The following is a 21,167-nucleotide window of genomic DNA, read 5'->3' on the forward strand; positions in this document are numbered from 1 at the left end:
CCAGCGCACGAAAGCCCTCCCCCACCGTCCGGCCGATCGGCGTCCGGACGCCACGGTCCCGTACGGGCACCCGGCCCGCAGCGGTACGCCGACCACATCTGCGGGAAGCCCCCGCTGCCCTTTCGGGCAGCCACCGGCCCCGGCCCCGCCCAAGGAACCCGACCCGCCCCCGGCCCCAACCCCGAACCCGGCCTCGTGCCTGGAATCCGGGCCCGTACCCGAAAGCCGACCCGCACCCGGCCGCTCCCAAAGACCATCCCCGCACCCGAATGCCGAGCCCCGTACCCGAAAGCCGAGCACCGTACCCACGCGCCCAGCCCCGTGGGCCCGGCCCGGGGACCGACCCCGGGATCCTTACCGGACGGCTCAGATCAGCCCTTGTCGCATCGCGTACGCGACCGCGTGGGACCGGTTACGCAGCTGCAGCCGGGTCATCACCGAATGCAGCACGTTCTTGATCGTGCGCTCGGAATAGGCCAGCTTCGTCGCGATGTCCGCGGTGTCGTACCCCTCCGCGACCAGTCGCAGCACGTCCACCTCCCGGGCCGCGAGACCGGTGAAGTGCAGGCCGCGCGGTCCGAGCACCTGCCCCTGGAGGCGACCGACCTCCTCAAGAAGGCGTCCCAGCAGGTCGGAAGGGAGATGGCCCTCGCCACGCGCCACCGTTCCGATGACCTGCACCAGGTGTTCCGGGGTCGCCTCGGCCCGCCGGACGACACCGGCGACGCCGCATTCGGCCGCGCTCACCAGCTTCTGCTCGTCGATGTCCGTGGTGACGAGGACGGCCCGCGCGGTGCTGGTGCGCTGGATGTGCCGCAACATCGTGAGCACCTCGTCGTCGACCGCGTCCACGACGACGACCACGATCTGGGGCGAGGTGTCTCCCTCCGCCCACTCCGTCACGCTGACCTCGGGGCGGGCCCGTAACTGACTCGCCACGCCCGCCTGCGAGATCGGGTCCTGGGCACTTAACGCGACAGTGGTTCGCTCCATGGCAATGCTCCCCCCTGAGCAACAGCCGGTGGCACCACGGCGAACACAACCAACACGGCTGTTTCGTATGACTTGCTGGACTCGCTGGACTCGCTGGACTCGTTTGAACCGCTCAACTCGCTCGTATCACTCGAATCGCTGAACTCGCTCGAACCGCAGAATCGCCGAGTGCCGAATCGCTGAGTGCTGAATCGCTTGCACGCCTGACTCGCTCGTCTTGAAGCTGTCAGACGATTCCCCCGTTTGCGTACGGGGAAACAAAAGGGCCGTCCGCGGGCACGGAATCTGCCCGGAAGTGTTCCTCAACGGCCGGTGCCCGTGTCCGGGGCCGCTCCTACCGTTCGCCCTATGAGTCTCACGGCAAGCCTCGACGATTCGTCCGTCACTGCCGCACCGGGCGAGGAAACGGCCGTCCCTCTGCGGATCCTCAACTCCGGCAGCACCGTCGAGGAGTACCGCTTCGAGGTGGTCGGTGCGTGTGCCGCCTGGTCGACGGTGGAACCTGCTGCCCTGTCCCTGTACCCGGGCGACTCTCGAACGGTCTCGCTGGTGCTCCGCCCGCCGCGGGACTCCACCGTACTCGCCGGGGAGACGCACTTCGGGATCCGGGTGGTGCCCACCAGCGAGCAGGGCCGGACGGTGGTGCCCGAGGGGCGGGTGACGGTACTGCCCTTCACCGAGACGACCGCCGAGCTGGTGCCACGCGGTTCGAACGGCGCATGGCGCGGCAGGCACCAACTCGCCGTCGACAACCGGGGGAATGCCCCGGCCACGGTACGGCTGGAGACACGGTCCGGGACGGAGCGGGCCCGGGTCTCCTTCGGGTCGGACACCCTGCGCATCGAACCCGGCCGGGCCGAGTTCGGGAAGGTACGGGTACGGCCCGCGAAGCGCATGTGGCGGGGTGCGCCGATCACGCACCCCTTCCAGGTCGTCGCCACCCCGGAGGCGGCGGAGGGACAGGACCCGGCCGCACCGGTGGTCCTGGACGGCTCGTACCAGCAGGATCCGATTCTTCCGCGCTGGCTGCCACGGGCGCTGATCACCGCGGCCGTGCTGCTGATCGCACTGGTCGGCCTCTGGTACGCGCTGCTGCGTCCCGCGGTGAAGTCGGCGGCCCGGGAGGCGATCACGCCGGAGGCGGTCCGGTCCGCCGCCGCGGCCGACAAGAGCCGGACACAGGAGCCGGGCCAGGGCGCCTCGGCCGGAACGGGACCGGGCGCGGACGGCTCCTCCGCGGGTACGAGCAGCGGTGCGAGCGGAGGCGCGGCGAAGCCGAGTCCCTCACCGGGCGACGGTACGTCCGCAGGTTCGTCGGACGGCGCGGGCGCCGCGGCCCCGACCAGTGCGCAGGTGCAGGTCAGGGACTCGGTGGGCGGCGGCTCCACTACATCGACGGCCCTTCAGGTGCCCGCCGGGCACACCTTCCAGCTCACGGACATCGTCGTCCAGAACCCGCAGGGCGACGCGGGAACGCTCGTGATCTCCTCCGGCCGGGACACTCCCGTGCTCCGGCTCGCACTGGAGAACTTCCGCGACTCCGACTACCACTTCGTCACGCCGATCCTGGTGCCCGCGCGCGGCAAGGTCACCATGACCGTCGACTGCCGGAAGGTGGGGAAGCCGGTGAACGCGCCGACCCCCTCGCGGTGCGCGGAATCGCTGTTCCTCGGCGGCACGATGCGCACGAACACCACCGGCTGACGTCCGGACGGACGAGGCCGGCCGGACGAACGGCCGCGGCGGCCACGACCGACCACAACTACGGCCGTGGCCACGGTGAGCACGAAGCCGGGGAACCGGTCAGGAGGACGACGCCTCCTCGTCCTCCTCCTTCTCCTTCTCGCTCCCTTCCTCCGTCGCCCGCTGGACGAAGGAGCCCTGTACGTCGGCGGGTTCCTCGTCCTCGTCCTCCGTCGCCGCCCGCTGCACGGCGGGCGGCGAGGCCGACGCCGGTGCCGCTACCGGTGCCGGCGTCGAAGCCATGTCCGTGACCGGCGCCGATTCCGGAGCCGGAGCCGGCGCCGGGTCCGCCAGCACTCGGTCGGCATTCGCGACGGCCTCCCGCTCGAACCGGTCGGACGGATCACTCACCCGGATGCCTCCCGGCGCCTCCGTGCCCTCCACCGGGCCGTTGCGCTGCTGGATGACGTGGGTGAGCTCATGGGCCAGCGTGGTCCGGCCCTGCGGCGAGGACGGATCGTACGCGTCCCGCTGGAACACCACGTCGCTGCCGACGGTGTACGCGTGAGCCCCCACGCCCTTCGCCGACTCGTGGGCGGCGGAGTCGGTGTGAACGCGTACGTCGGAGAAGTCCGCGCCCATACGCCGTTCCATGTCCGTGCGGGTGTCGGTGTCCAGGGGCTGCCCGCCGCCGGACGAGATCACGTCGTGCACGGGGGAACGTTCTGTCTCCTCCTGGCGCTGAAGCTCCTCGCCCCGGGACTCCTGCCGCTGGAGTACCTGGCGCCGAAGCACTGCCCCCACGGCGCTGTTGCCGACCGCCCGCTGGAGCGCGCCCATGCCACGGGTCCCGACCACATCGGCCCGTCCGGTCGCCGCCGCGTGGAAGACACGCGAGGCGTCGGCCGTGTCCGCCCCCTCGGGCACCCTCGCCGCGGGCGCGGCCTCGTCGTGGTCCTGCCGGAGCGCGTGTCCTTCGCGCTCGGGGGCGTGCTCCCGGTCCCATTCCTGTGCGTGCATCGTCATCTCCCCTGCGCCGCGTCTCTTCTACGCCGCGTCACTCCTGCGCCGCGTCTCGGCTGCGCCGCACCCGGGCCGCGGGCACGTCGTGATGGCCCCACCTCTCCACCTTCACGACGTGTCATCGCCTCGTCCAGACCGGGCCCCGCCGACGAAGGGCACCCGCCCCTGCCCCTTCGGGCAGCCATGACGCTCGTACCTCCCCGGCCGACAGCGCGCATTACGCGAATCCGTGCCGAACGGCCGCATCGGCGGTCGGTGGAGTGGCCGGGGCAGGCCGCCGTCGGGATGATCGGAGACATGACCAAGAGCAAGAAGGACCGGGCCGCCGGGACCGTCACGGTGCGGATCGCCCAGGACCCCGAGGCCGACGGTCTTCTCGCGCGCAGTCCGCTCGCCATCCTGGTCGGCATGCTGCTGGACCAGCAGGTGCCGATGGAATGGGCCTTCACCGGTCCGTACACCCTGGCCGTGCGGATGGGCGGTGACGACCTGGACGCCCATGAGATCGCCGCGTACGCCCCGGAGGCGTTCGTCGAACTCTTCACCGCCAAGCCGGCCCTGCACCGCTACCCGGGTTCCATGGCCAAGCGGGTCCAGCAGTTGTGCCAGTACCTGGTGGACGAGTACGAGGGCGACGCGAGCGCGGTGTGGAGTGATGCCGCCACCGGGACAGAACTGCTGAAACGGCTGAACGCGCTGCCTGGTTTCGGCGTCCAGAAGGCCCAGATCTTCCTGGCGCTGCTCGGCAAGCGGTTCGGGGTCCGGCCGCCGGGCTGGCGGGAGGCGGCCGGGCCGTACGGCGAGACGGGTTCGCACCGGTCGGTCGCCGATATCACCGGCCCCGAATCCCTCGCCGAGGTCCGGGCGTTCAAGCAGCAGGCGAAACAGGCGGCCAGGTCCGCGAAACGCGCGGCCGGGAAGTGACTCCCCGAGAAACGGCCCCGGAGAGCTGGCCGGGAAGCATCCACTGCGAGGCGGCCCTTCGTCATGGATGTTCAGACCGAACGGCCACTCAGTTCGCCCGGCTCCCCGCCCTGTTCCGACGCCTCGTTCTCCCCGGCGTCAAGTCCGCGCCCGCTCCACCACCCGTTCCCGGTTGGACACCCGCGTTCCGACCGCCTCGGGCGCCCGAACCCGCGTCCTGGCCCGTACTGTCGCTGTCGTCCATCACAGCCCCAATTCCAGAATGCCCGCATTTGTGATGCCCTCGTAAGCATCGCAGTCCGGCCCCGTGGCTGCGCCCGGAGGCTCTTGCCCGGTAGGCTTTCCGTGTGATCTTCAAGCGCATCGGAAATGGGCGGCCATATCCCGACCACGGCCGGGAAAGCACCCGGCAGTGGGCGGACGTCGCGCCGCGCCCGGTCCGCCTCGATCAGTTGGTGACCACCAAGGGCAACCTGGACCTCGAAACCCTCCTCGCCGAGGACTCGACGTTCTACGGCGACCTGTTCGCGCACGTCGTGAAGTGGCAGGGCGACCTCTATCTGGAGGACGGACTGCACCGCGCAGTCCGCGCCGCGCTGCAACAGCGCCAGGTGCTGCACGCCCGGGTGCTCGAACTCGGCTGAGAACGAGGCGCACGCCCCTCGCCCACGGTCGCGAGCCCCGCGGGTCGGTCCGTCACGGGCTCCGCGGACCCGCTCGGCGAGCTCGCCCGCGACGGCACCCCACGGCCTGCGCGACCGTCATGGCGCCATGACGTGACGTGACGTCGCAATGGCACCACCCCCGCAATGGCGTCATGTCACGGCGGCATCGCCCGCGCGACGGGCTCACCGCCCGGCCCGTCGGCCGCTTCCGGGTACATGCCGACCATGCGCGGGAACGCGCCCACAACCTCCGAATGCGTTCGGACGCATGTCCGCGCTCGTTCGGGTGCATTCGCACACGGACGGATGCGATCGGTTGATCATTTAGTAGGCATCACCATCGGGCCGCACTACGCTGCGCCCATGAGCATGCTCACTCCCCCCGGCATGGGCGGAAAGTACCGCATCACGGGCGACAAGTACCCGCGTATGCGCCGCCCCCGGCGTCGCGGCAAATTGATCCTCGCTGCCACCGCCTCCGTGGTCGCCCTCGGGCTGGCCGGATGGGGCACGATGCAGCTCATCGACGTCTTCACGGGCGGCAGCAAGACCGCCGACGCCGCCGACCACAAGAAGGACTGCCCGTCGGCCGCGCCGTCCGCACCCGCGAAGGCGCTGCCCGCACCCGCGAAGATCACGGTCAACGTCTACAACGCGACACCACGCAGCGGCCTCGCCAAACAGGCGGCCGACGAACTGAAGAAGCGTGGGTTCGCCATCGGCAAGGTGGGAAACGCCTCGCCTGAGTACGACAAGAAGGTCGCGGGACCGGGAGTGCTGCTGGGTGCCCCGTCGGCGACGAACGGCCCGCTCCAGGTGCTCGGCACCCAGTTGAACGGGGCCGTTTCGAAGACCGACGCCCGCAGGACCGCGGACGTCGATCTGATTCTCGGTACGAAGTTCACGGCGTTCAACACGCCCAACTCGGCCGCTGCGGCACTCGCCGCCCTGACGAAGCCGTCCCCCGCGCCTTCCTGCTGACGGCGGTCGGGGCCGCCCGGAGCGCCGGAACCCGGCGCCCCGCACCGGCGACCCCGGCGTCCCGCGCCCTTCGGCCCGAGTCCGGGGCCGCGCGCGGGAGCCGGAGTCCGGGAACCGGGTCCCTGCCTCGGGCCCCGGAACCGCGTGCCGTGGAACCGGGACCGCGTGTCGGAGCCGGAACCGGAACCGAACCCGGTCGGGACGACCGCTGCGGTCGGTCCTAGTCGACCGTGCCGTACATCCGGTCGCCCGCGTCGCCGAGGCCCGGGACGATGTAGCCGTTCTCGTTGAGCTGCTCGTCGACCGAGGCCGTGACGACCCTCACCGGCGTACCGGCCAGCTCGCGCTCCATCACCTCGACGCCTTCCGGCGCAGCGAGCAGCACGACCGCGGTGACATCGTCCGCCCCGCGCTCGATCAGTTCCTTGATGGCCGCGACGAGCGTGCCGCCCGTCGCCAGCATCGGGTCGAGCACGTACACCTGGCGGCCCGAGAGGTCCTCCGGCATGCGCGTCGCGTACGTGGACGCCTGGAGCGTCTCCTCGTTACGGATCATGCCCAGGAAGCCCACCTCGGCGGTCGGCAGCAGGCGCACCATGCCATCGAGCATGCCGAGGCCGGCCCGCAGGATCGGCACGACCAGCGGCCGCGGGTGCGACAGCTTTACGCCGGTCGTCCGCGTGACCGGGGTCTCGATGTCGACCTGCTCGGTGCGCACGTCCCGGGTGGCCTCGTAGGCGAGCAGGGTGACCAGCTCGTCGGCGAGGCGCCGGAAGGTCGGGGAATCGGTGCGCTTGTCGCGCAGGGTGGTGAGCTTGTGCGCGACCAGTGGATGGTCGACGACGTGGATCCGCATGGCCTCAACAGTAACCGGGCCCGCAGCACGCCTGCGCTGGCATCAACCACACGTTCGGGGGGAAGGTGGTTGCACACGGACCCAGCCTTGGGGTGATGAGCCGATGCCGGACGCGGAACAGCGCAAACGGGACCAGCCGAATCCGGGCCGCCCGGACACACAGCGCACACCGAATGCGCCGAACGTACCGAACGCGCCGGGCGCGTCTTCCCGCCGGAACGCCGGGGCCGCACAAGCACCGCAGAAGCCACAGGGGTCGCGGCGACCACAGACATCGGGCTCACGAAGTTCGGGATCGGAGGACTCGGAGAAGCCGGAATCACAGAGGCCGGGATCACAGAGGCCCGGATCGCAAAGGTCGCAGAGGTCACAAGAACCACCACACAGGTCACAAGCACCTCAGCCCCCTTCGGCCCCAGGGACCCCTCCAGCCCTTTCGGCCTCAGTGCCCCCAGTGCCCCCAGCAGGATCAGTGGCCCCCATGGCCCCGGCGGACCGTGTAGACCCAACGGAACCCACGCCCCCCTTGGGCCGCAAGGGGACCTCTGGCTTCCCGGGCCCCCTGGACACCCCAGATCCCTCGGATACCGCAGCCTCGCCGGATCCCGAGGAGGCCGAGTCCGCCCGTCGCAGGCGACGCGCCCAGTTCCTGCGCGAGCTCCATGAGGCCAAGGCGCTCCGCGACCGGGTGCAGCCACGCCGGGCCCGGGCCGCCCGGATGCGCCAGGCCATGAGGATGCGGACCTTCCGCTGGTAGGTCGTACGGCGGTCCCGCGTCCCCCTGCTGGCCCCGTCCTGGAGAACTGATGGCCGACGCAACGGCCGAACTCCTCTCGCGAAGCACTTGTTTCTGCCACGATTCCGATGGGCGGGACGCAGGACAGCCGGGCCACCGACTGCCCTCCCGCCGGACCGACACCCCTATGACCAGTGGGAGAGTCACGGTGTATTTCGCCGCACTGCTCGCGCGCACCGAAGACGGGTGGGAAGCGAGCGATACGGAACTCGACGATGTGGAGACCCTGTCCGACCTGACGGATCTGGCCCGTGAGGCCTCGGCGGACGAGGACACGGTGCTCGTCTTCATCGAACAGGAGGACGCCTGGTTCGGCGTCGTCCGGGTGGACGGTGAGGACGACCCCCGTATCTTCGTCTCGGACGCCACCGCCGCCGCCCGGTCCTCGTACGGAGAGATCCTGCTCACCGACGAACTGCTCGGCCGCGAACCCGGGGCCGACGACACCATTGCCGCCCTCGAAGAACTCGTCGGCCTCGACGGTACGGAGGACGGCGAACCGGACACCACCCCCGACAACGACCACGACGACAACGACGATGACGACGCACTCGATGCCGACGCCGTACCGGCGGGGCCGCTCGGGGACACCGCCATCCTGGCCGACCTCGGTCTCCCCGAGGCCGAACTGCTGATGCTGCGCACGGACGCGCTGGGCGAGATCGCGGACGCGCTGGGTGCGGCCGAGGTCCTGGAGACCGTCCGCTAGGGTCCGCGGGTGACCGAACCACCCCGCCCGCAGGGCCCACCGGAACCGCACCACCCGGTGGAAGCACCGCACGATCCCGTACGAGACCCATGGCGTGCGCACATGCGCCACGCCCTGGCCGAGGCCGAGCTGGCGGCGGCGGCTGGCGACGTGCCGGTCGGCGCCGTCGTTCTCGGCCCCGACGGCGCGCTGCTGGCCGTCGGCCACAACGAACGCGAGGCGACGGGCGACCCGACCGCCCACGCCGAGATCCTCGCCCTCCGCCGCGCGGCCGCCGCGCTCGGCGAGTGGCGCCTGTCCGGCTGCACCCTGGTGGTCACCCTGGAGCCGTGCACGATGTGCGCGGGCGCACTGGTGCAGTCCCGCGTGGACCGGGTCGTCTACGGGGCGCGCGACGAGAAGGCGGGCGCCGCCGGTTCCCTCTGGGACGTCGTCCGCGACCGCCGCCTCAACCACCGCCCGGAGGTCATCCAAGGCGTCCTGGAGCCGGAGTGCGCGGAGCGGTTGACGGCCTTCTTCCGCACCCCCTGAGAAACGATTTCTTTCCACGGCCCGGCATGGTCTAAGCTCTCTCTCGGTAGCGTGTCCGAGCGGCCGAAGGAGCTCGCCTCGAAAGCGAGTGTGGGGAAACTCACCGAGGGTTCAAATCCCTCCGCTACCGCCATCGACGCCCTCCCGACCTGTGGAAACACAGGTCGGGAGGGCGTTCGCGTTACCGAAACCACACCGCCAGAACAGCGGCAGGCCCATGCCTCTGCATATGCACTGACGCCGCACCACATGAGGAGGGCAATATGTCCGAATCTCAAGAAGCAAGTAAAAACAGGCTCTGTCCCACATAAACCAGCAGGTCAGGAACTGTGGTCCCCGCGCACGCGGGGGTGGTCCCTTGGTTATGGCCTCGGGAAGTTCGGTCAGAGAGTGGTCCCCGCGCACGCGGGGGTGGTCCCACCATGGGCCCGGCATTCCAGAAGCTGCTGCGGTGGTCCCCGCGCACGCGGGGGTGGTCCCACCTTGCGGCCTGGCGGGCTGCCGGGAGATTCGTGGTCCCCGCGCACGCGGGGGTGGTCCCACAAAGATCCTCTTCGCGGAGACGATCGCCGAGTGGTCCCCGCGCACGCGGGGGTGGTCCCTTGGGCACTCAAAGAATGGCACGACTTGGGCAGTGGTCCCCGCGCACGCGGGGGTGGTCCCTCGCCATCTACCGCGTGTGGCTGAAGCACCGCGTGGTCCCCGCGCACGCGGGGGTGGTCCCGTACTGGCGCGGGTGCGGGTCCAGCGGCCGTGTGGTCCCCGCGCACGCGGGGGTGGTCCCTCATCGACACCGCCGTCAGCCTCGGCCGTACCGTGGTCCCCGCGCACGCGGGGGTGGTCCCTGCTTCGACTACGCGATGCGCTGGCGCACCCGGTGGTCCCCGCGCACGCGGGGGTGGTCCCTCCGGGGGCGCATTCGGGCCGTCTCAGACAAGGTGGTCCCCGCGCACGCGGGGGTGGTCCCTACCGCACCGTCCCCGCGACTCGGATTTCGGGGTGGTCCCCGCGCACGCGGGGTGGTCCCGTCCCGGACTCGGAACGGCTCTGGAACGCCCTGTGGTCCCCGCGCACGCGGGGGTGGTCCCTGGCAACCAGAGTGCAACCGGTGGGAGCAACCGTGGTCCCCGCGCACGCGGGGGTGGTCCCTCCCGTATGGGCGACAGCGCCCGTACGGCGCTGTGGTCCCCGCGCACGCGGGGGTGGTCCCGTGAAGGCCGTACGTGTCGAGCCCACGCGCCTGTGGTCCCCGCGCACGCGGGGGTGGTCCCGAGCACCAGGAGCACGAGCAACCGCCGCCCTCGTGGTCCCCGCGCACGCGGGGGTGGTCTGACCCACCGACCCCGATGAATTCCGGCCGCCGAGTGGTCCCCGCGCACGCGGGGGTGGTCCCCAGCGCATCCAGAGTGCCGAGACCCGGATCACGTGGTCCCCGCGCACGCGGGGGTGGTCCCCTGGCGTTGTCGACAGACCCGGCCGCGCGCCTGTGGCCCCCGCGCACGCGGGGGTGGTCCCCGACCGTGGGCGACGGCATCCCATCGCAGATCGTGGTCCCCGCGCACGCGGGGGTGGTCCCAGGGGGATGTTGATCACCGCCGCCATGCCGCTGTGGTCCCCGCGCACGCGGGGGTGGTCCCACGCCGACCGCCAACCCTGAGAGGACACACGTGTGGTCCCCGCGCACGCGGGGGTGGTCCCTGAGACTCCAGCGCACCCCATGATGAGGTCGCGTGGTCCCCGCGCACGCGGGGGTGGTCCCCTTGGCCGCGGACAGCTCGGCGACGCCGCGGAGCCACCCCCGCGCACGCGGGGGTGGTCCCGGGGCGGGGGGCCTGCCTTGGCCACGGCCTCGTGGTCCCCGCGCACGCGGGGGTGGTCCCTGCTGGCCTGGCTCGACGCCGTCAAGGCCGAGGTGGTCCCCGCGCACGCGGGGGTGGTCCCCTGGAGCTGACCGGCTCGACCCGGGCCGGTGGGTGGTCCCCGCGCACGCGGGGGTGGTCCCCGGTCAAAGCGCGAGTACCTCGGGGTCCTGAAGTGGTCCCCGCGCACGCGGGGTGGTCCCTGGCGCCTCCAAGGCCCTGCACGCCCTCTACATCACACCGTGCACCTGTGGCAGGTGCATCGAGCTAACCAGTCGCCGTTGGATCAAAATCTCTCATTTTAGAGCTACTTCGAAATCCAACACCTGATCGCCCCGTACTCATGTCAAATACCCCTATGCACCGAGATCACTCCGAACTCCTCTCGGCCTACGCCAAGTTGTCGCCCGCAGCCCGGACGGCCTGGGGCAAGCACGAGCGGGCGACCGACGAGTGGCTCCCGTTGTGGCGGCATATGGCGGACAGTGCCGCCGTCGCCGGGCGGCTGTGGGACGAGTGGATCCCCGAGAACGTGAAAGAGCTCATCGCGGCCCCACTCCCTCAACGCGCGGCGGACGCCCGCCACCTCGCCGTTTTCCTCGCCTGCGCGCATGACATCGGCAAGGCAACTCCCGCATTCGCCTGCCAAGTGGAGGGGCTCGCCCACCGGATGCGGAGGGCCGGGCTCGACATGCCGGACCAGAAGCAGTTCGGCGTGGACCGTCGCATGGCTCCGCACGGGCTGGCCGGGCAGTTCCTCATCCAGGAATGGCTGACCGAACGCTACGGATGGAGCAGCCGGGCGTCCGGACAGTTCGCCATCGTGGCTGGTGGCCATCACGGCACGCCGCCCGATCACCAGCAGATCCACGACCTCCGGTCCCACCCGCGACTGCTGCGTACGCGCGGGCAGAGCGAGGCCGTCTGGCGCTCGGTGCAGTATGAGTTGCTGGACGCGTGCGCGCGGCGGGCAGGGGTGGAGGGGCGGTTGGAGGAGTGGCAGTCGGTCCGACTGTCACAGCCGGTCCAAGTGGTTCTGACGGCGATCGTCATCGTCTCCGACTGGATCGCCAGTTCCTCCGAGCTCTTCCCTTACGATCCCTCGTCCTGGGCATCGTCAGGCACCACGAAAACGGGGCGGGCGGAAGAGGGGGACGGAGGTGAGGAACGGCGCCTTCGCGCCGCCTGGGCCGGGCTGGACCTGCCGGGACCATGGCGGCCCGAGGAGCCGGAGCAGGACGCGGCCGATCTGTTCCGGGACCGCTTCGATCTGCCGGATGGCGCGGTCATCAGACCCGTACAGGAAGAAACCGTACGGATGGCCCGTGCCATGCCCGCCGCCGGCATGCTGATCATCGAGGCGCCGATGGGCGAGGGGAAGACGGAGGCGGCGTTCGCGGCGGCGGAGATCCTGGCGGCCCGCACCGGTGCAGGGGGCTGCCTGATCGCGCTGCCGACCCGGGCCACCGGCGACGCCATGTTTCCCCGGCTCCTGAGCTGGCTAAAGCGTCTTCCTTCGGACGGCACCCGTTCAGTCGTCCTCGCCCACGCCAAGGCCGCGCTCAACGAGGTCTGGTCCGGGATGACGAAGGCCGGAACCCGGACCATCGCCGCCGTCGAACTGGACGGCGACGAGACGTTGTCCGCGCCCGGAGAAGCCAACTCGGCTCGACCCTCCGGGCTGCACGCGCATCAGTGGCTCCGTGGCCGGAAGAAGTCGCTGCTCGCCTCCTTCGCCGTGGGCACCATTGACCAAGTGCTCTTCGCCGGGCTCAAGAGCCGACACCTGGCTCTGCGACATCTGGCCGTCGCGGGCAAGGTCGTCGTGATCGACGAAGTCCACGCGTACGACGCGTACATGAACACCTACCTCGACCGGGTCCTGGGGTGGCTGGCCGCCTACCGCGTACCCGTGGTGATGCTCTCCGCGACCCTGCCGGTCCAGCGACGAAGGGAGTTGGCCGCCGCGTATGCCGGGGAGGAGACGCCGGAGGTGGCGGAGGCGCTGCATCTCCCCGATGACGCCTATCCGTTGATCACCGCTGTCTCTCCCGGCGGTGTCGTGCGGGCCGCGCGTCCTGCGGCTGCATCGGGCCGTCGTACCGAAGTGACGGTGGAACGGCTCGACGACGAGCTGTCCGTACTGACGGACCGGCTCGGTCGCGAACTGCGGGACGGTGGGTGTGCACTGGTCGTACGCAACACCGTCGACCGCGTGCTGGAGGCCGCCGCACACCTGCGGGAGCGTTTCGGCACGGAGGCGGTGACCGTCACCCACTCCCGGTTCCTCGCCGCCGACCGGGCGCGAAAGGACACCGACCTGCGGGAACGGTTCGGGCCCGGCAGCGACCGGCGGCCGACCGGGCCGCACATCGTCGTGGCCAGTCAGGTCGTCGAGCAGTCGCTCGACATCGACTTCGATCTGTTGGTGACCGATCTGGCCCCCGTGGACTTGATGCTCCAGCGCGTGGGACGGCTGCACCGCCACCCGCGGACGCGCCCGCCGCGCCTGGTCGCGGCGCGGTGCCTGGTGACCGGTGTCGAGGACTGGGCCGCCGATCCGCCCGAGCCGGTGAAGGGCTCGGTGGCCGTCTATCAGGGGCGGCACACCCTGCTCAGGGCGCTCGCCGTACTCGGTCCGCACCTCGACGGCGCCCCGCTCGTGGTGCCCGACCACATCAGCCCGCTGGTGCAGGCCGCGTACGACGACCGGGCGGTCGGTCCCGAGCACTGGGCTCCCGCACTGGCCGAGGCCCGGCACGAATACGTGAAACGGCTCACGGACAAACGGGAGCGCGCGAACACCTTCCGGCTCGATCCGGTGCGGCGGGCGGGGCGGCCGATCATCGGCTGGCTGGACGGCAACGCCGGGGACGCCGACGACAGTCGCGCCGGGCGAGCCCAGGTGCGGGACAGCGACGAGTCCCTGGAGGTCCTCGTCGTGCAGCGCCGGGAGGACGGCCGGCTGACCACGGTGGACTGGCTCGACGGGGGACGCGGCGGACTGGACCTCCCGGAGCATGCGCCTCCGGTGCGCCGGGCCGCCGAGGCCGTGGCCGCGAGCGCGCTGACGCTGCCCCGGTCCCTGACGCACCCGGGCGTGATCGACCGGACCATCGCGGAACTGGAGCGATTCGTCGTTCCGGCCTGGCAGGTGAAGGAATGCCCCTGGCTGGCGGGCGAGTTGCTGCTCGTGCTCGACGAGCGTTGTCAGACCCGTCTGTCAGACTTGGAAATCCACTACAGCGCCGATGACGGACTCCGAGTGGGTTCCGTCGGCGCGCCCGGAACAAAGGGGCCGAAACGAATGACGCCCTCCTTCGACCTGGTCTCACGGCCATGGCTGCCCGTACAGCGCGACGACGGTACGACGGACGAGCTTTCGCTCTCCGAGGTCTTCCAGCAGGCCGGCAGTCTGCGGCGGCTGGTGGGCGACCTGCCCACCCAGGAGTTCGCCCTGCTGCGGCTGCTGCTGGCGATCCTCTACGACGCGCTCGCGGACGCGGAGGGCGGAAGACCCGGTGCCCCGGCGGAGCTGGAGGATTGGGAGGAGCTGTGGCAGGACGAGAAGTCCCTCGCCGTCGCCGTGGACTACCTCGGCCGTCATCGGGAGTCCTTCGATCTGCTCCACCCCGAGCGCCCGTTCTTCCAGGTCGCCGGGCTGCACACGGCGAAGCGCGAGGTCGCCTCGCTGAACCGGATCGTGGCCGACGTGCCGAACGGTGAGGCGTTCTTCTCCATGCGCAGGCCGGAGGTGGACAGGCTGAGCCTTGCCGAGGCGGCCCGCTGGCTGGTCCACACCCACGCCTACGACTCGTCCGGTATCAAGTCCGGGATGGTCGGCGACGACCGGGCCGGCAACGGAAAGGTCTATCCCCAAGGCGTGGGATGGATGGGGACGCTCGGCGGTGTGCATGCCGAGGGGCGCACGCTGCGCGAGACGCTGCTGCTGAACCTGGTTCCGACGAAGGAGGGCATCCTCGACACGACGGCGGACCCGAAGGACGATCTGCCGGTATGGCGCCGTGAGACGCCGCCCGGACCCGGCGTACTGGAGGAAGAGCCGTCCGTACCTCGTCCCGCGGGCCCACGGGACCTCTATACCTGGCAGTCCCGCCGACTGCTCCTGCACACCGACGGCGAGGACGTCACCGGCGTCGTTCTCGGCTACGGCGATCCGCTCGCACCCGTCAACCGGTGGAAGTCCGAACCCATGACGGGCTGGCGGCGCAGCCGGACGCAGGAGAAGAAGCTGGGTCTTCCGCTGGTCTATCTGCCGCGTCAGCACGACCCGAGCCGGGCCGCCTGGCGCGGTCTGGCGAGCCTGCTGTACGCGCAGCGGTCGGACGACGGCTCGACGGGCCGGGGCACGGATGAGAGCAAGCCGTCCGGGGTGGTGCGGTGGCTGACGCTGCTCGCCAACGAGGATGTTCTGCCGGAGAGATCGCTGATCCGTACCCGGCTCGTCGGCGCGGTGTATGGAACACAGCAGTCCGTGGTGGACGAGGTCGTCGACGACGACGTCGTCCTGCCGCCGGTTGTCCTGCTCCATGAGAAGAGTCCGCTGCACGGCGTCGTGGCGGTGGACGCGGTCGCAGACGCCGAGCGGGCCGTGTCGGCGCTGGGGCATCTGGCCGGAAATCTCGCCCGCGCGACGGGCTCACCGCCCGGTCCGGGCACGAACACGGCTCGCGACCTGGGTTTCGGGGCGCTCGACGGGCCGTACCGACGATGGCTGGTGGATCTCGCGGAGGCGGCGGATCCGGACGGCGCGCGCGCCGAATGGCAAGCCGAGGTCCGGCGGATCGTCCTCGCCCTCGGCCGTGAACTCCTCGACGGCGCGGGCCGGGCGGCGGCGGAGGGACGGGTGGTCGAGCTGCCTGGGGTCGGCACGCGCTGGGTGGACAGTTCACAGGCGGACCTGTGGTTCCGGACGCGTATCAACAAGGTGCTGCCGAAGCCGTCTGAATCGGCGGAACAGGACGGCGGGCGGAGCAGAGCGGACGGGCCGGCGGGACTGGCACCAGCCGCACCACCGAATCGTCCGGAGCCCTCCACCGCCTCTCCTCACACCGACGACAACCCTTCAGGGGGAACCGCATGACCACCTCGACGGCATCCCGCGGCGACGGCCACGTCAGCGGCCCCACCCAGCAGCCCACGTCTACGGACGGTCCGGACGCCGCGTCTGCCTCTCGCTCGCAGGATCCCCCGATCCGCGCCCTGGTCGAACAGGCGACGCGTTCGTACATCATCAACCTCCAGCCTCGTTACCTCAGGGACGAGTCATCGGCCGTGGCGGAGCTCGCTCGGCTGCGGCGCGGCGCGGGGAAGCGGGCGCACGCGGTCAAGGACCTGTGGGGGATGGACTCGCTGGACAACCTCGTCGTGCTGTTGGCAGAGCTCGCCGATCCCCCTCGCCAGAAGGAAGCCGAGAAGGCCGAGGAAGCGGTCTTCCTCGCCTCGACGCTCTGGGCACTGCACCAGCAGTCCCGACGCGAGAAGGGCATGCACGCGGACCGGCACAACCTCGGCGGTGCGGTGCGGGCACTGATCCGGCAGCGAGCCATGGGGGGCACGGACGAGGAGGAGTCAGCGCTGCTCAAACGCCTCGTCCGGGTCGGTACGGCCGAATCGTTCGATTCGGCCGCCGTGCGGCTCCGGGAGATCGTGCTGCTCCTGCGTTCCGCGCCGGATCCGCTGCCTCTCGACTACGCGCGCCTGGCCGGTCAGCTCTACCGCTGGCAGCACCGACCTGATCGCCCCGGTGTGCAACGCGAATGGGGACGCGAGTTCCACCTGGCCGCCGTGCCGCGCGGCAAGAACCGGAAGACCACAGCCGATGGCGCTGAGGCGGGGGACGACGTGATCGACCGGACCCTGTCCGCGGACGAGGAGACGTACGGCGGTTATGCCGCCGGGGAGTGACACTCCGCCGCATCCGATGCGCACAACCTGCCTTCACGCTCACCCGACGATTCCCTCCCGGCTCCATCCACTTCATGAATCTCCTTCCACACAGAGGACTTGAGCACGCGTGACCAGGACGATCCTTGACATCCATATCCTCCAGACCGTCCCGCCCAGCAACCTGAACCGAGACGACACGGGCACGCCGAAGTCTGCGACGTACGGAGGCGTACGGCGTTCCCGGGTGTCCAGCCAGGCGTGGAAGCGAGCCACGCGGAAGGCGTTCGACGAACTGCTCGACAAGTCCGAACTGGGCATCCGTACCAAGAAGGTCGCGGAGGAGCTCGCGGGGCGCATCCAGATGCTCGACTCGTCGCTGCCGCGCGCCGTGGCACTGGAACTGGCGGTGGCGGTGATCGAGACGGCCACCGGTTCGAAGATCGCCGTGCCCAGGCGCAAGAGCAAGGAGGAGAGCGAGGATGCCGCCGGCGAGTCCTCGTACCTGATGTTTCTCAGCGACCGGCAGTTCGGCGCTCTCGCCGCGCTCGCGGTGGAAGGCGGAAAGGACGGCGACGTCAAGGCCCTCAAGGAGTTCCTCAAGGTCAAGGAGAACAAGCAGCGGGCCAAGCATGCCGCCGACACCGAGCACTCCATCGACATCGCGCTGTTCGGCCGCATGGTCGCGGACTCGGCCGACCTGAACGTGGACGCGTCGGTGCAGGTCGCCCACGCGCTGAGCGTGCACCCGGTGGAGATCGAGTCGGACTACTACACGGCGGTCGACGACAAGAACTCGGACGCCGAGCCGGGCGCCGGCATGATCGGCACCGTCGACTTCAACTCCGCCACTCTCTACCGGTACGCGGCACTCGACGTGAACCGGCTCCACGAGAACCTGGGGACCGGCGGGAACGACGAGGAGCGACCGGTGGACGCCACTCGACGAGCGGTCACCGCGTTCCTCGAAGGTTTCATCGCCTCGCTCCCGACCGGGAAGATCAACTCCTTCGGCAACCAGACACTGCCGTCCGTCGTGATCGTCAAGCTCCGCTCCCGGCGCCCGATCAGTTACGTCGGCGCCTTTGAACGGCCCGTCCCGGTGGGCGAGGACGGTGGCTTCCTCCGAGGCGCCTGCGAGCAGCTCGCCACGTTCGTGCCGGACCTGGAGGACCGGTACGGGCTCGCCGGGAACGATCAGGGCTGGGTGCTGCGGGTGGGCCCCGAGACGAGCGGACTCAGCGGACTGGGTGACGAGGTGAACCTGTCCGGACTGCTGGCCGCCGTGGGGGAGGTCGTGGTCGACCGGCTGGAGCCGAAGAAGGCCGCTGCCGACGACGAGAAAAGCGCTGCGGAGACGCGGGCATGAGCGTGCTGCTGATGCGGCTGGCGGGTCCCCTGCAGTCCTGGGGGTCCGCGGCCCGCTTCGTACGCCGCACCACCGAGAACGCGCCCACGAAGAGCGGAGTACTCGGACTGCTCGCCGCGGCGCAGGGGCGCAGACGGGATGCCGATCTCTCCGACCTGGCTGAACTGGAGTTCGGCGTCCGCGTCGATCAGCCCGGCACCCGGCTGCGGGACTTCCAGACGGCGCACCACGGCGACACGCGGAAGGCCATGCCGCTGTCGGAGCGCTTCTATCTGGCGGACGCCGTCTTCGTGGCGGGAGTGCGGGGCGAGCCCGCTCTCGTGCAGCGCCTGTACGAGGCGCTGCTGGAACCCGTCTTCCTGCCGTACCTGGGACGTCGCTCCTGCCCGCCCTCGGAGCCGATCACGATCGGGGAGCCGCTGGACGAGGCGGGGGGTCTGGAGCGGGCCCTGCGGGAAGCCGAATGGGAGGCGTCCGAGCGGTACCGGGCACGCTGCAAGGCGTCCTACCGGCGCGCGGGGCGTCCGTTCTCCGACATGCGCCTGGACCTGCTGTTGGACAGCGCGCAGCCGGGTGACAACTCTGAGGGGGCGCACATGACACTGCGCGATCTGCCGGTGAGCTTCGATCCGCGCCACCGACGGTACGGGCTGCGCGGTGTCCGGACCCTGCGGATCCCGGTCCCCGGCGCGGCCGGATCACCGTCACCGGACGCACCGCCGCACCACGAACCCACCGCCCTGCTCACACCCGTCACACCGAGGACCGACTGATGTACCTCACCCGCTTCCGTGTGAACACCGGACGATCCGACGCCCGGCGGTTGCTCGGCTCGCCGCACCGCATGCACGGCGCGGTGAACGGGTCCTTCCCCACGCCGCCCGTCCGCGACGGATCGGGCCCCCGGGTGCTGTGGCGGGTGGACCGCAACACCCCGTCCGAGACGTTGCTGTACGTCGTGAGCCCCACCCGCCCCGACCTGACCCGCCTGGTCGAGCAGGCGGGCTGGCCGGCCTCGGACGAACCGGGCTGGACGACGTTCGCGTACGAGGGCTTCCTCACCGCGCTCCGCCCGGGTGACACCTGGGGATTCAGACTCACCGCCAACCCCGTGCACAACATTCGCCACGAGCACCTCAAGGAGGGGGACCCGACGAAGCGCGCCGCGCACAAGACCCCCCGCCACCAGATGGCCTGGCTGCTGAAGCGGCAGGAGCAGGCCGGGTTCGAGATCGTCCAGAAGCCGGCGGAGCGCCGGCTGCCGCCCGAGGGCGACGCGTACGAGTTGATCGTCCGCGACCAGGTGCCACTGCGGTTCCACCGTCCCCCGGCGAAGACGGGCAGGGACGATGTGCAGATCACGAGGGTCACCTTCGACGGCCGCCTGCGCGTCACGGACGCGGCCCTGTTCCGCCGCACGCTCACCCATGGCCTGGGCAAGGCGAAGGCGTACGGCTGCGGCCTGATGACCCTGGCCCCGGTGCGGGAGGCGGCATGAGCACCGTCAGCCGCAGAGGGGCCTCCTCACCGCACGAGCTCACCCGGATCGGGGAGCGCCTCTCCTTCGTCTACCTGGAGCGCTGCACCATCCACCGGGACTCCCATGCGATCACGGCGGAGGACGCGGACGGCGTGACGCACATCCCGTCCGCCACCATCGGCACACTGCTGCTGGGACCAGGTACGCGCGTCACCCATCAGGCCATGGCCCTTCTCGGCGAATCCGGTGCCGGGGTCGTCTGGGTCGGCGAGCACGGCGTGCGGTACTACGCGGGCGGGCGGGCCCTGACGCGTTCCTCGGGCCTGGTAGAGGCCCAGGCGACCGCCTGGGCGAACCGGCGCACCCGGTTGGACGTGGCGCGCGCCATGTACCGCCTGCGCTTCCCGGGTGAGGACACCGCGGGCCGTACCAGGCAGGACCTCCTCGGCATGGAGGGGCGACGCGTGAGGGACTGCTACAAGCGGGAGTCGCGGCGCACGGGCGTGCCGTGGCACCGACGCGAGTTCAACCGTGCCGACTTCTCCGCGGGAGACGCTCCCAATCAGGCCATCACGGCCGCCGCCCAGTGCATGTACGGGGTCTCCCACTCCGTGGTCGCGGCCCTCGGCTGTTCCCCGGGGCTGGGCTTCGTGCATTCCGGGCACGAGCGGTCGTTCGTCATGGACGTGGCGGACTTCTACCGGACTGAGATCGCCATTCCGGTCGCGTTCGACGCGGCGGCCGAGGGCGAGGAGGACGTGGCGACGCGGACCCGCCGGTTGCTCAGGGACCGCATCAACCGGATCGGGCTGCTCGACCGCTGCGTCCGGGACATCAAGGACCTCCTCGGCCACGACGGCACTCGCGACACGTCGGAACCGAACGGAGTGTCGCGGGACCGGGTCACTCTTCTGTCCGACGGCGACCGCCATGTCGAGAGCGGTCACAACTACGGGGACGAGATCATCTGGTGACGGTCATCGTGCTCACCAACTGTCCCGTCGGTCTGCGTGGCTTTCTCACCCGCTGGCTGCTGGAGATCTCACCGGGTGTCTTCCTCGGCGCCCCGTCGGCACGGATTCGCACGGTCCTGTGGAACGAGGTCCGTCAGTACGCGGGGCAGGGCCGAGCCCTGCTCGCCTACCAGACCGACAACGAGCAGGGCTACACCTTCGAGACCCACGACCACGCCTGGCACCCCACCGATCACAAGGGCCTCACGTTGATCCACCGCCCGAACGCCAACGCGCCACGCGCCGCACAGAAGCCCGCAGACGTCCCACGCCAGGGCTGGAGCAAGGCGTCCAGGCGAAGAAGGTTCGGCAGCCGCTGAGCGGCCCCATGCCGGACCGGACCGCCTGGACGCGCGTATGAGCCGTGACACGTCGCAG

The 21,167-nt window shown here is 70.6% G+C and carries 17 protein-coding genes, 1 tRNA gene and 1 CRISPR repeat array; of the genes, 15 read left to right on the plus strand and 3 right to left on the minus strand.

The window, feature by feature from the left end; translation table 11 throughout:
• Positions 1 to 366: 366 nt before the first annotated feature.
• The gene (locus AB0E67_RS18695) at positions 367 to 993 is read right to left on the minus strand and encodes a response regulator transcription factor (RefSeq protein ID WP_362027754.1); all 627 of its coding nucleotides are present in this window, start codon (positions 991 to 993) and stop codon (positions 367 to 369) included.
• A gap of 348 nt (positions 994 to 1,341) precedes the next feature.
• On the opposite strand from AB0E67_RS18695, the gene AB0E67_RS18700 reads away from it, so the two are divergent.
• Complete coding sequence (locus AB0E67_RS18700; protein WP_362027757.1) at positions 1,342 to 2,697, plus strand: hypothetical protein; 1,356 nt, start codon at positions 1,342 to 1,344, stop codon at positions 2,695 to 2,697.
• Positions 2,698 to 2,796: 99 nt separating this feature from the next.
• On the opposite strand, the gene AB0E67_RS18705 is transcribed toward AB0E67_RS18700, so the two are convergent.
• Complete coding sequence (locus AB0E67_RS18705) at positions 2,797 to 3,702, minus strand: DUF4157 domain-containing protein (RefSeq protein ID WP_362027760.1); 906 nt, start codon at positions 3,700 to 3,702, stop codon at positions 2,797 to 2,799.
• Positions 3,703 to 3,996: 294 nt separating this feature from the next.
• Between AB0E67_RS18705 and AB0E67_RS18710 the strand changes: the two genes are divergently transcribed.
• From AB0E67_RS18710 to AB0E67_RS18720, 3 genes are all read left to right on the plus strand, one after another.
• Positions 3,997 to 4,623, plus strand: a complete 627-nt coding sequence (locus AB0E67_RS18710) for an HhH-GPD-type base excision DNA repair protein (protein ID WP_362027762.1) — start codon at positions 3,997 to 3,999, stop codon at positions 4,621 to 4,623.
• 347 nt (positions 4,624 to 4,970) lie between these two features.
• Positions 4,971 to 5,267 carry a type II toxin-antitoxin system VapB family antitoxin gene (locus tag AB0E67_RS18715; protein ID WP_072488263.1) on the plus strand — a complete coding sequence of 99 codons (297 nt, stop codon included), beginning with the start codon at positions 4,971 to 4,973 and terminating at the stop codon, positions 5,265 to 5,267.
• Between the two features lie 408 nt (positions 5,268 to 5,675).
• Positions 5,676 to 6,269, plus strand: a complete 594-nt coding sequence (locus AB0E67_RS18720) for a LytR C-terminal domain-containing protein (protein ID WP_362027960.1) — start codon at positions 5,676 to 5,678, stop codon at positions 6,267 to 6,269.
• 220 nt (positions 6,270 to 6,489) lie between these two features.
• Here AB0E67_RS18720 and upp read toward each other — a convergent pair whose 3' ends face one another.
• Positions 6,490 to 7,125 (minus strand): uracil phosphoribosyltransferase, encoded by a 636-nt coding sequence (gene upp, locus AB0E67_RS18725; protein ID WP_362027765.1) that lies wholly within the window; start codon positions 7,123 to 7,125, stop codon positions 6,490 to 6,492.
• 481 nt (positions 7,126 to 7,606) lie between these two features.
• Here upp and AB0E67_RS18730 point away from each other — a divergent pair, with 481 nt between their 5' ends.
• From AB0E67_RS18730 to cas2e, 11 genes are all read left to right on the plus strand, one after another.
• Positions 7,607 to 7,882 (plus strand): hypothetical protein, encoded by a 276-nt coding sequence (locus AB0E67_RS18730; RefSeq protein ID WP_362027768.1) that lies wholly within the window; start codon positions 7,607 to 7,609, stop codon positions 7,880 to 7,882.
• A gap of 187 nt (positions 7,883 to 8,069) precedes the next feature.
• Positions 8,070 to 8,630 (plus strand): hypothetical protein, encoded by a 561-nt coding sequence (locus tag AB0E67_RS18735; RefSeq protein ID WP_362027963.1) that lies wholly within the window; start codon positions 8,070 to 8,072, stop codon positions 8,628 to 8,630.
• A 102-nt stretch (positions 8,631 to 8,732) separates the two neighbouring features.
• A complete protein-coding gene (gene tadA, locus AB0E67_RS18740; RefSeq protein WP_351517192.1) occupies positions 8,733 to 9,161 on the plus strand; it encodes a tRNA adenosine(34) deaminase TadA in 429 nt (142 codons plus the stop codon).
• 45 nt (positions 9,162 to 9,206) lie between these two features.
• A tRNA-Ser gene (locus AB0E67_RS18745) sits at positions 9,207 to 9,294 on the plus strand.
• 196 nt (positions 9,295 to 9,490) lie between these two features.
• A CRISPR array of direct repeats spans positions 9,491 to 11,224; the repeat unit is 29 nt; unit sequence GTGGTCCCCGCGCACGCGGGGGTGGTCCC.
• A gap of 154 nt (positions 11,225 to 11,378) precedes the next feature.
• Complete coding sequence (gene casA / locus AB0E67_RS18750; protein ID WP_362027771.1) at positions 11,379 to 16,124, plus strand: type I-E CRISPR-associated protein Cse1/CasA; 4,746 nt, start codon at positions 11,379 to 11,381, stop codon at positions 16,122 to 16,124.
• Positions 16,121 to 16,948 carry a type I-E CRISPR-associated protein Cse2/CasB gene (gene casB / locus AB0E67_RS18755; RefSeq protein ID WP_362027773.1) on the plus strand — a complete coding sequence of 276 codons (828 nt, stop codon included), beginning with the start codon at positions 16,121 to 16,123 and terminating at the stop codon, positions 16,946 to 16,948. Before casA ends, casB begins: the two co-directional genes overlap by 4 nt.
• Before the next feature lie 109 nt (positions 16,949 to 17,057).
• Positions 17,058 to 18,296, plus strand: a complete 1,239-nt coding sequence (gene cas7e, locus AB0E67_RS18760; protein WP_362027776.1) for a type I-E CRISPR-associated protein Cas7/Cse4/CasC — start codon at positions 17,058 to 17,060, stop codon at positions 18,294 to 18,296.
• Positions 18,293 to 19,069 (plus strand): type I-E CRISPR-associated protein Cas5/CasD, encoded by a 777-nt coding sequence (cas5e, locus tag AB0E67_RS18765; protein ID WP_362027779.1) that lies wholly within the window; start codon positions 18,293 to 18,295, stop codon positions 19,067 to 19,069. The genes cas7e and cas5e overlap by 4 nt, the downstream gene beginning before the upstream one ends.
• The gene (cas6e, locus tag AB0E67_RS18770) at positions 19,069 to 19,794 is read left to right on the plus strand and encodes a type I-E CRISPR-associated protein Cas6/Cse3/CasE (RefSeq protein WP_362027782.1); all 726 of its coding nucleotides are present in this window, start codon (positions 19,069 to 19,071) and stop codon (positions 19,792 to 19,794) included. The genes cas5e and cas6e overlap by 1 nt, the downstream gene beginning before the upstream one ends.
• Positions 19,791 to 20,750, plus strand: a complete 960-nt coding sequence (gene cas1e, locus AB0E67_RS18775; RefSeq protein WP_362027785.1) for a type I-E CRISPR-associated endonuclease Cas1e — start codon at positions 19,791 to 19,793, stop codon at positions 20,748 to 20,750. The genes cas6e and cas1e overlap by 4 nt, the downstream gene beginning before the upstream one ends.
• A complete protein-coding gene (gene cas2e, locus AB0E67_RS18780) occupies positions 20,747 to 21,109 on the plus strand; it encodes a type I-E CRISPR-associated endoribonuclease Cas2e (protein WP_362027788.1) in 363 nt (120 codons plus the stop codon). The genes cas1e and cas2e overlap by 4 nt, the downstream gene beginning before the upstream one ends.
• Positions 21,110 to 21,167: the final 58 nt, after the last annotated feature.

The sequence above is a fragment of the Streptomyces sp. NPDC032161 genome (genome assembly GCF_040636995.1).
GTDB lineage: Bacteria > Actinomycetota > Actinomycetes > Streptomycetales > Streptomycetaceae > Streptomyces.

Coding starts and splice junctions, on each gene's coding strand:
- AB0E67_RS18730 (WP_362027768.1), top strand. CDS start 7,607: ATGGCCCCGGCGGACCGTGTAGACCCAACGGAACCCACGCCCCCCTTG.
- tadA (WP_351517192.1), top strand. CDS start 8,733: ATGCGCCACGCCCTGGCCGAGGCCGAGCTGGCGGCGGCGGCTGGCGAC.
- casB (WP_362027773.1), top strand. CDS start 16,121: ATGACCACCTCGACGGCATCCCGCGGCGACGGCCACGTCAGCGGCCCC.
- AB0E67_RS18710 (WP_362027762.1), top strand. CDS start 3,997: ATGACCAAGAGCAAGAAGGACCGGGCCGCCGGGACCGTCACGGTGCGG.
- cas5e (WP_362027779.1), top strand. CDS start 18,293: ATGAGCGTGCTGCTGATGCGGCTGGCGGGTCCCCTGCAGTCCTGGGGG.
- cas1e (WP_362027785.1), top strand. CDS start 19,791: ATGAGCACCGTCAGCCGCAGAGGGGCCTCCTCACCGCACGAGCTCACC.
- cas6e (WP_362027782.1), top strand. CDS start 19,069: ATGTACCTCACCCGCTTCCGTGTGAACACCGGACGATCCGACGCCCGG.
- casA (WP_362027771.1), top strand. CDS start 11,379: ATGCACCGAGATCACTCCGAACTCCTCTCGGCCTACGCCAAGTTGTCG.
- AB0E67_RS18720 (WP_362027960.1), top strand. CDS start 5,676: ATGGGCGGAAAGTACCGCATCACGGGCGACAAGTACCCGCGTATGCGC.
- upp (WP_362027765.1), bottom strand. CDS start 7,125: ATGCGGATCCACGTCGTCGACCATCCACTGGTCGCGCACAAGCTCACC.
- AB0E67_RS18705 (WP_362027760.1), bottom strand. CDS start 3,702: ATGACGATGCACGCACAGGAATGGGACCGGGAGCACGCCCCCGAGCGC.
- AB0E67_RS18700 (WP_362027757.1), top strand. CDS start 1,342: ATGAGTCTCACGGCAAGCCTCGACGATTCGTCCGTCACTGCCGCACCG.
- AB0E67_RS18695 (WP_362027754.1), bottom strand. CDS start 993: ATGGAGCGAACCACTGTCGCGTTAAGTGCCCAGGACCCGATCTCGCAG.